Annotated in this window: 9 protein-coding genes and 1 pseudogene; 4 read left to right on the forward strand and 6 right to left on the reverse strand. The window is 60.4% G+C overall.

The window, feature by feature from the left end:
- Positions 1–218 (reverse strand): annotated as a pseudogene (locus tag HLUSI_RS31400) (Clp protease N-terminal domain-containing protein); the annotation flags it as partial.
- On the opposite strand from HLUSI_RS31400, the gene HLUSI_RS0106995 reads away from it, so the two are divergent.
- Complete coding sequence (locus HLUSI_RS0106995; RefSeq protein WP_016833304.1) at positions 214–1,485, forward strand: TonB-dependent receptor; 1,272 nt, start codon at positions 214–216, stop codon at positions 1,483–1,485. The pseudogene HLUSI_RS31400 and the gene HLUSI_RS0106995 sit on opposite strands and share 5 nt — an antisense overlap.
- Positions 1,486–1,583: 98 nt before the next feature.
- Here HLUSI_RS0106995 and HLUSI_RS0107000 read toward each other — a convergent pair whose 3' ends face one another.
- Positions 1,584–2,261 (reverse strand): alpha/beta hydrolase, encoded by a 678-nt coding sequence (locus tag HLUSI_RS0107000; RefSeq protein WP_016833305.1) that lies wholly within the window; start codon positions 2,259–2,261, stop codon positions 1,584–1,586.
- Between the two features lie 126 nt (positions 2,262–2,387).
- On the opposite strand from HLUSI_RS0107000, the gene HLUSI_RS0107005 reads away from it, so the two are divergent.
- Positions 2,388–3,023, forward strand: a complete 636-nt coding sequence (locus HLUSI_RS0107005; RefSeq protein ID WP_016833306.1) for a hypothetical protein — start codon at positions 2,388–2,390, stop codon at positions 3,021–3,023.
- A 10-nt stretch (positions 3,024–3,033) separates the two neighbouring features.
- Here the strand turns inward: HLUSI_RS0107005 and mog are convergent, their stop codons facing one another.
- Positions 3,034–3,660, reverse strand: a complete 627-nt coding sequence (gene mog / locus HLUSI_RS0107010) for a molybdopterin adenylyltransferase (RefSeq protein WP_016833307.1) — start codon at positions 3,658–3,660, stop codon at positions 3,034–3,036.
- On the reverse strand, positions 3,644–4,246 hold the full coding sequence (yjgA, locus tag HLUSI_RS0107015) for a ribosome biogenesis factor YjgA (RefSeq protein ID WP_016833308.1): 603 nt from the start codon (positions 4,244–4,246) through the stop codon (positions 3,644–3,646). The genes mog and yjgA overlap by 17 nt, the downstream gene beginning before the upstream one ends.
- 69 nt (positions 4,247–4,315) lie before the next feature.
- Between yjgA and pmbA the strand changes: the two genes are divergently transcribed.
- Positions 4,316–5,680, forward strand: coding sequence for a metalloprotease PmbA (gene pmbA, locus HLUSI_RS0107020; protein WP_029363231.1), 1,365 nt, complete (start codon positions 4,316–4,318; stop codon positions 5,678–5,680).
- A gap of 49 nt (positions 5,681–5,729) precedes the next feature.
- Here pmbA and HLUSI_RS32450 read toward each other — a convergent pair whose 3' ends face one another.
- Positions 5,730–5,906 carry a hypothetical protein gene (locus HLUSI_RS32450; protein ID WP_157137768.1) on the reverse strand — a complete coding sequence of 59 codons (177 nt, stop codon included), beginning with the start codon at positions 5,904–5,906 and terminating at the stop codon, positions 5,730–5,732.
- A gap of 163 nt (positions 5,907–6,069) precedes the next feature.
- On the opposite strand from HLUSI_RS32450, the gene HLUSI_RS0107025 reads away from it, so the two are divergent.
- Positions 6,070–7,668 (forward strand): DHA2 family efflux MFS transporter permease subunit, encoded by a 1,599-nt coding sequence (locus HLUSI_RS0107025; RefSeq protein ID WP_016833310.1) that lies wholly within the window; start codon positions 6,070–6,072, stop codon positions 7,666–7,668.
- A 68-nt stretch (positions 7,669–7,736) separates the two neighbouring features.
- Here HLUSI_RS0107025 and HLUSI_RS0107030 read toward each other — a convergent pair whose 3' ends face one another.
- Positions 7,737–8,582 (reverse strand): hypothetical protein, encoded by an 846-nt coding sequence (locus HLUSI_RS0107030; protein WP_016833311.1) that lies wholly within the window; start codon positions 8,580–8,582, stop codon positions 7,737–7,739.
- Positions 8,583–8,798: the final 216 nt, after the last annotated feature.

The following is an 8,798-nucleotide window of genomic DNA, read 5'->3' on the forward strand; positions in this document are numbered from 1 at the left end:
CGCGCGGCGCGGCCGGCATCGGACTTGTCGTCGGCCAGGCCGAGCAAGACCATTTCGCTGGCGATGAACTGGTCGCCGTGTTTTTGCGATTCCTTGTCGGCCAGGTTCAGCAAGGCCGCCAGTTCGCGGCCGATCTGCACTTCGCCGCCGTTGCCGGAGACCTTGGGCAGGCGCGTCAAGGCATGCTGCAAGGCCGAAGTCAGTCCGGCGACATTGACGCACCGCTTCAACGATAGCCTGTCGCTGCGCAACGCGTTCCGCTATTACGACTATCACCTGAACCGTAACAACACCAACATCAGTGGCAACGTCAACGAAGTTGCACGCACGATGCAGTTTGGCCACGCCGCGTTGAGCCGCGACGAAAACGGCTGGTTCAACCAGACCGAATTGACACAGAAACTGACGATCGCCGGCACCAAACATGAAATCCTGTATGGCGTGGAAGTCGGCCAGCAAAGCAAGGATTCGATGAGCTCCAGCGGTCCGACGTCGGGCCCAACCTCGATCTTCAATCCGGTTCTGCCGACTATCGTCGCAAGTGCGGTGACCGTGAATAACCGCACTTTCGGCACTTATGACACGCTCGCCGGCTATGTGCAGGATACGATCGCTTTCAGCGATCAGTGGAAGGCGTTGCTAGGTGTTCGCTACGACAGTTTCAAGCAGCAGTCGCGCGTTGTTACGACCAGCACCGCAAACCTGTCGCGCACCGACAATGCTTTCAGCCCGCGCGCCGGCCTGGTCTGGCAACCGAGCGAGACGCAGTCGTACTACCTGTCATGGAGCCGTTCGTTCCAGCCTTCCGGCGAAACACTGCCGCTGGCGACCACCAACGCCGACATCGCGCCTGAAAACACGCGTAACACCGAAGTAGGTGCGAAGTACGATTTTCTCGACGGCCGCGTGAGCACTACCGTTTCGGTATTTCGTCTTGAGCGCGACAACATCAAAGCTTCGGACCCTATCACCAGGGTAATTATTCCCGTTGGAAAACAACGCACGGATGGCGTGGAACTCACCTTGAGCGCGGATTTGAAACAAGGCTGGAAGGTACTGACCGGGTATGCCTACCTGGATGCCAAGGTGACCGATTCGATTGCCGTTGACGGCAGCACCAACGTCGCCGGCATTAACCCACCTGTTGCCAACAACGTTCCGATCAAAGGAAAACGCGCCACGTTGACGGCGATGCATTCCGCCAATTTGTGGCTGACAAAAGATGTCGGCAATGGCTTTACGCTGGGCGGCGGCGCCAACGCCGTGGGCAGCCGTTTCGCCAATCCGGGCAACACGGTGAGCCTGCCCGGCTATTTCACTGCCGATGCGATGGCGGTGTACAAGGCGGCCAAGTACTCGGTGCAGTTGAACATCAACAACATCTTCAACACCGGCTATATCGTCTCCGGCCACGGCAGCAGCCCGAACCTGAGCTTGCCGGGTGCACCGCGCAATGTCGCGCTGACACTGCGTTACTCGATGTAATCGGCGTAAATCAATGTCGCTCCGGTACGCCGGGCGCAACATGAAAAAAGCCTGCGATGTCGTTCACATCGCAGGCTTTTTCCTTGGCGGTAAATCCTTTACTTCGGCAACACCCGCGCCAGCCACTGCCCGATGTCGTCCACTTCTTCCTGGCATACCGAATGCTGCATCTGGTATTCATGCCATTCGATGTCATGGCCGAGCGCCTTGAGCATGTCGCGCGACTGTTCCGCGCGCGCAATGACGACCACCGGATCCTGGCGGCCATGGGCCATGAAAACCGGCGTCGCGTGGTTGGCGGTGCGGCGTTCCGCTTCGATCATCGCGGCCAGCGGCAGGTAGCCGGACAGGCACATCAGGCCGGCCAGTTTTTCCGGGTGGCGCAGGCCGGTTTGAAGCGTCATCGCGCAACCTTGCGAGAAGCCTGCCAACACGATGCGTTCGGCCGGAATGCCGCGCGCCTTTTCCCTGGCGATCAGCGCTTCGACCAGCGCCTGCGAGGCGCGCAGGCCGGGTTCGTCTTCGCGGCGCACCAGGTCGGGCGTGAAGATGTCGTACCACGCGCGCATCACGTAGCCGCCGTTGATGGTCACCGGCATGGTCGGTGCAGTCGGGAAGATGAAGCGGATGGCCTGGCTGCCGGACAAGTCGAGTTCGCGTACGATGGGCACGAAGTCGTTGCCGTCGGCGCCGAGGCCGTGCAGCCAGATCACTGCGGCGGTGGGATTGGGAGCGGATTCGATTTCGATGGTCTGGAGCGGGGCGGGTGCGGACATGTATTTTCTTCGGGTCAGGTTTGCGCAGCTTGGTGCACAATAACGTTTTACGGCGGAGATGCCGGAAGCGCCATGATACGACGATCCCGGCGGAAAATCTCCGGCCTGCCCCGATGGAGACCCACGATGAAAAAAATCGCTGCGCTGCTGGCCTGCGCCCTGACCTTGACTGCAACTCTGGCCGCGATGCCGGCGGCACACGCTGCGCAGGAAGGCAGCCTATTCCAGCCCAATGGCGAGAACCTCATCATCCAGCCGCCTTCCGGCTGGCGTCTGGCCTACATGAACGGCGATCCGAATGGTGACTACGTGGTCGAATTCCTGCCGCAGAATGAAAGCCATGACTCCTGGCGCGAAGGCTATATGTCGGTGCAGCGCGGCGCGGCTTCCGTCAGCCCCGGTGTGCACATGTCGACGCAGATCGTGCAGCGCGTGCTGCAAGGCGCGCAAAACGGTTGCTCCGGGCACTTCACGCCGATGAAGCAGAAGGATTCCATGACCAACGGCGCGTACACCTCGATCAGCGGCGGCTTTTGCGATCGCTATGGGCCGGCAGCGCCATTCGGTGAAGGCAGTCTGGTGGCGGTCATTGAAGGAACGAAGAATTTGTTTCTGGTGCAGTTCGGCTGGCGGCCATCGACCCCGAACGAACTGAATGGCTATCCCTTGCGCATCACGCCGCAGCGGCTGCAAGTGCTGCTTGATCAACTCAATCGTGCGATGTTGTGCGGCGGCGCAGATCAGCTGACCTGCCCGCGTTGAAGAGGATTGCTTATTTGGGCGGGCGTATCGCCGACTTGGGACGAAAAGCCTTGCAGACCGCTTCGTTGGTCTCGATGTAAGGACCGCCGATGAGGTCGATGCAGTAAGGTACGGCGGCGAAAATGCCGGCGACTTGTTGTTTGCCGTCGGCATCCCTGACGCCTTCCAGCGTTTCGCGGATGGACTTGGGCTGGCCCGGCAGGTTCATGATCAGGGCGGCGCGATCGGCGGTCCCATCGTTGATTTCACGAATCACCGCGACCTGGCGCGAGAGGATGGCGGTCGGCACGAATTGCAGGCTGATCTGGCGCATCTGCTCGCCGAAGCCCGGCATTTCCTTGGTGGCTACCGCCAGCGTGGCTTCCGGTGTGACGTCGCGGCGCGAAGGGCCGGTGCCGCCGGTGGTCAGCACCAGATCGCAACCGACCACATCAACCAGCTCGATGAGGGTCTGTTCGATCTGTGCGCGGTCGTCGGGGATCAGGCGGGTTTCCATGCGCCACGGGCTGGCCAGCGCGGCGCCGAACCATTCTTGCAGCGCCGGAATACCCTTGTCTTCGTAGACGCCGCCGGATGCACGATCGGAGATCGACACCAGGCCGATCAGCAGTTCGTCCGGATCAGTCTTCGTGTTCATCGTCCAACTCGTCCGCGTCGTCGTCCGCAGCGTTGCCGCTACGCGATGCAGCCTGCAGTTGCTTGAGGATCTGGAAAATTTCGCGATACGCCTTGGGCGGCTTGTTTTCGGCCTGTTCCTTGCGGGCATTGCGAATCAGCGTGCGCAGGTGCTGCGCGTCGAGATCGGGATGCTGGGCAAGCAATTCAGTAAGGGCGTTGTCGTCTTTCAACAACTTTTCGCGCCGGCGTTCGAGTGCGTGCATGGAGGCGGTGTCCGCTTTGGACAGGCCGCGCCAGCTGTCGAGCGTCTTCTGGATGGCGGCAATTTCGTGCTCCTCCAGCGTGCGCATCTTCTTGCCGACGAATTGCATCTGGCGACGACGACCTTCGTGATCCTTGATCTGCTGGCATTCGAGGATGACGTCACGTACGTCTTCGGGCATGGGGACGCGCTTGACGCGGTCGCGCGGCTCGGCAACCAGTTCTTCGCCCAGTTTCTGCAACGCGGTCATGTCGCGTTTCAGTTGGGATTTGGAGGGACGGTCGTATTCCTGCTCGAATTCGTTGGATTGGAAGCCGCAGGACCCGCGATTGGGATTTGGCATGATTCAGAAAAATAAGCTAAACGACTGCTATCATACCCGTTTTATACGCATTCCGAAGAAAACAGCCCAATGAGCGATACCGTATTTACCCACAGTCAAGACCAATTGAAGCAGCTTGCACAGGATGTGTTGCGTTACGCCAAGGAAAAGGGCGCTTCGGATGCGGCGGTCGACATCAGCGAAGGCAGCGGATTGTCGGTAGCGGTGCGCAAGGGCCAGATCGAGACCATCGAGCAGAACAAGGACAAGGGCATTGGCGTCACCGTCTATCTGGGCGAAGGCCGCAACGTGCGTCGCGGCAATGCCAGCACTTCGGATTTCTCGCAGCAGGCGCTCAAGGAAACCGTGGAAGCCGCCTACAACATCGCGCGCTTCACCGCGATCGACGACTGCGCCGGCTTGCCTGACGAAGAAAACCTCGAATTCAATCCGCGTGATCTCAAACTGTGCACGCCATGGCTGATCACCGCCGAAGAAGCGGTCGAACTGGCGCAGCGCTGCGAAGCCGCCGCGCTGTCGGTCGACAAGCGCATCACCAACAGCGAAGGCGCCAGCGTCTATGCGCAGCAATCGCATTTCGTCGCGGCCAATTCGCGCGGCTTCATCGGCGGCTATCCATTCTCGCGTCACACCATTTCGGTGGCGCCGATTGCCGGCAAGGGCTCCAACATGCAGCGCGACGACTGGTATTCGTCGATGCGCGATCCGAAAAAGCTGGCAAAACCGGAAGCCATCGGCCGCTATGCCGCCGAACGCGCACTGGCGCGCCTGAACGCTTGCAAGCTGTCCACGCGCAAGTGTCCGGTGCTGTTCGAAGCGCCGCTGGCAGCAGGTTTGCTGGGTGCTTTCGTGCAAGCGGTGTCGGGCGGTGCGCTGTACCGCAAGTCGACCTTCCTGCTCGACTCGCTGGGCAAGCAAGTGTTGCCCGGACATATCCAGATCCTCGAGGATCCGCACGTCATCGGCGGTGTCGGTTCTGCGCCTTTCGATGACGAAGGCGTCAAGACGCATCGCCGCGAGGTGGTCAAGGATGGCGTCGTGCAGGGCTATTTCCTGTCGACCTATTCCGCGCGCAAGCTGGGCATGCAGACCACAGGCAACTCCGGCGGCTCGCACAACCTGTCGATCACGTCGTCGCTGACGACGGCATCCGACAACTTCAAGGGCATGCTCAAGAAGCTCGACACCGGCCTGCTGGTGACGGAGCTGATGGGGCAGGGCGTGAACTACGTGACCGGCGACTATTCGCGCGGCGCGTCAGGTTACTGGGTCGAGAAGGGCGTGATTCAGTATCCGGTGGAAGAAATCACCATCGCCGGCAACATGAGAGACATGCTGCGCCAGATCGTCGCCATCGGCAACGACACGCTGATCCGCGGCACCAAGGAAACCGGCTCCATCCTGCTGGAAAGCATGACCATCGCCGGCGACTGATACTCCTCCGCCTTTTGTATCCTGCCTCCTGCAGCCGTCTGATTTTTCGTCAGACGGCTCGCCAGACACCGCACAGAGCAACTTCCCGATAGCGGCTTTCCTTTCGGTTTTGCTTGGCGTTGCCATCGCGATAAAGACGTCGTTCGATTTCGAACAGGGTGTTGTATATCCGCCAGTTCTCCTGAATCGCCGTGATGCAAAACGCTGACGTCGGCGTCGTTGCCAAGACATTCTGCAGAGTACGTCTGCAATTGATAGAATGAGGATTCAGTCACTTCAGGCTGGCGCCTGTGATGAATGTGGTCGTGCACGACAAGTAATCATTTGCAGGTGCTTGTCGTTTCGCCAACATAAACGTCTGCAAGCCCCGGCCAAACGATTTTTCCAACATGTCTCCATACAAAGAAGCCGCGCATTCGAGCGGTCAAGTCTTGCCTTTCCGCGAATCCCTGATGGCCACGCTCGGCATCTGCTTCGTCATCATGCTGGTGGCACTGGACCAGACCATCGTCGGCACTGCCTTGCCGACCATCGTCGCCGAGCTCAAGGGTTTCGACCTGTACGCCTGGGTGGCGACTTCGTATCTGCTGACTTCGGTGATCACCGTACCGATCTTCGGCCGGCTTGGCGATTATTTCGGTCGCAAGCCGTTCCTGATCGCCTCCATCATCATCTTCGTGATCGCCTCGATGCTATGCGGCATGGCTGACAGCATGCTGTTCCTGGTGCTGGCGCGCGGCCTGCAAGGCATCGGCGGCGGCATGCTGGTCGGCACCGCGTTCGCATCGGCGGCCGACCTGTTCCCGGATCCGCACATTCGCCTGCGCTGGCAAATCATTCTCAGCGCCGCCTACGGCATTGCCACTTCGGTGGGGCCGTCGCTCGGCGGTTTCCTGACCCAATCGCTGGGCTGGCGCTGGACTTTCTACGTCAATTTGCCGGTGGGCCTGGTGTCGCTGTTTTTTGCGATGCGCTACATCCCGCACATCCGTCACCACAAGAATGCCGGCAAGGTTCGCCTCGACTGGCTGGGCGCGCTGCTGATTTCAGTGGCGCTGGGCAGTCTGCAATTGCTGGTGGAACTCTTTCCCAAGCGCGGCCTGACCGGCGGCATGCTGGCGTTGCTGGTGGTCGCCATCGGTGCGTTTTATGCCTTGTGGAAATGGGAGCGCCAGGTCGAGCAACCGATCCTGCCGTTCGAGATGTTCAAGGATCCGGCGCTATCGAGCTTGTTCCTGCTGTCGGTGCTGGCGGGTTTCTCGATGTTCTCGATGCTGATGTATGCGCCGCTGCTGTTCCAGGGCGGTTTCGGCATGTCGCCGCGCGAAGCAGGCCTGCTGATCACGCCGCTGGTGGCCTGTATCACCGTGGCGAGCATCGTCAACGGTCGCATCGTCACGCGCATTCCCAATCCCAACATGATGATGTACGTCGGCTTCGTGCTGATCGCGCTGTCCTGCCTGGGCATCGTGCTGTCGCAACGCAATACGCCGACCGGGTTCATGCTGGCGACGATGTTGGCCGGCGGCTTCGGTCTCGGGCTGGTGCTGCCCAACCTGACCGTGTTCGCGCAGCAGGCCGCCAGCCGCGAACATCTCGGCATCGCCACCGCCTTGCTGCAATCGCTGCGCATGATCGGCGGCATGCTCGGCACGGCGGTGACCGGCACGCTGGTCACGCAGATGTACGGCAGCGGCGTCGAGCGCGCGCTGGAAAGCGATCACGCCGCGCAATGGCTGGCCGAATTCAAGGATCCGGAAATCCTCGTCAACCACGATATCCAGTCGACGCTGCTGGCGCAAATGCTGCAAGCGGGGCATAACGGATCAGCCTTGCTGGACGCTGCGCGGGATGCGCTGGTCGGCGCGATCCACATGGGTATTGCGCTGGCTGTCGTGTCGGCGCTGATCGGCTTGTGGATGGTGCGGCGGGTGCCGCTGATCCGCTTCACGCCGAATGAAAAGGTCGAGACGGTGCTGTCCGAATAGAACGATTCCGAGGTTCGGAAAAAGAAAAACGGCGTGCACATCGGGCACGCCGTTTTTTATTTGGCAGATCAGAAGTGATATTCCGCGCGCAGCATCGGCGTCTTGGCGAACGAGCCCGGCACGGTCGAGCGATTGCCGAACTTGTTGCGCCAATACTGATATTCCAGGCCGACGCGGAACGTGTTCTTGCCCAGCCCCAGCGGCGTGCCGACGTCGTACATGATCTGGCCGTCGAAGTTCAGTTCAGGGCTGGTGCTGTTGCCGAACTCGTCTTTGCCCTTGGCGGCAATGTAGTTCATGTAGCCCTCGAACGCGAAGCCGCTGGTGCCGAACGGGATGCCCCAGGCGGCATTGAACATCGGGTGCGTGTCGTACGAATAACGATTGGCGATGCCGACCGGCTTGTTGCTTTCCCACAGCGCAAAGATGCTCAGGTTGAGGAAGCCCGGCACATCCATCATCAACGTCGGACCGGCGACCCACATGCGTTTCTTGGAGCCGTAGCCGGGATCGTTCTTGGTGTTGAGGTCGACGCCCAGCGTGAAGCCGACGCCGCGCGCCGGGCCGAACGCCAGGTCCTTGCCGCTGATCTTGCCGATGTCGAGCGTGTGGCGGTAGGTCAGGTAGGCTTCCTGCGCATTGCTGTCCTTGTTGTCGGACATGAGGAAGTCGACATTGAGGAAATTGGTGCCGTACTTGTAGCCGCTGGCATGCGTGAAGTTGACGATGTTCTTGCTGATGTCCTGCGTGTTGAACGGTTCGGCGAACTTGGTGCCGTAGCGGTAGCCGATGGAATTGTCGCTCCAGTCGGCGCCGTGCGCGTGCTGCACGGCGGCCATCGCCGATAGTCCGATCAGGCCGGCTGCGAGATGTTTTCCCAGTGGCGTATGCACAATTGCGTTTGCTTGCTGCATGGTGTCTCCTCCATTGAATGGTTATATGTGTGCTGCTTTTTTATGGTTTTCCGTGGAGCCGCCACGGCGGTAGATCAAACTTTGAACGGATGCGTAAATGGATGCGTCGCGCGCCAGTGCTCGGCGATGTCGATGCGGCGCGTGATCCAGACCTTGTCATGCCGCTGCACATAATCGAGGAAGCGCGCCAGTGCCGCCGCGCGCGCCCGCGTTGGC

The sequence above is a fragment of the Herbaspirillum lusitanum P6-12 genome (assembly GCF_000256565.1).
GTDB lineage: Bacteria > Pseudomonadota > Gammaproteobacteria > Burkholderiales > Burkholderiaceae_D > Herbaspirillum > Herbaspirillum lusitanum.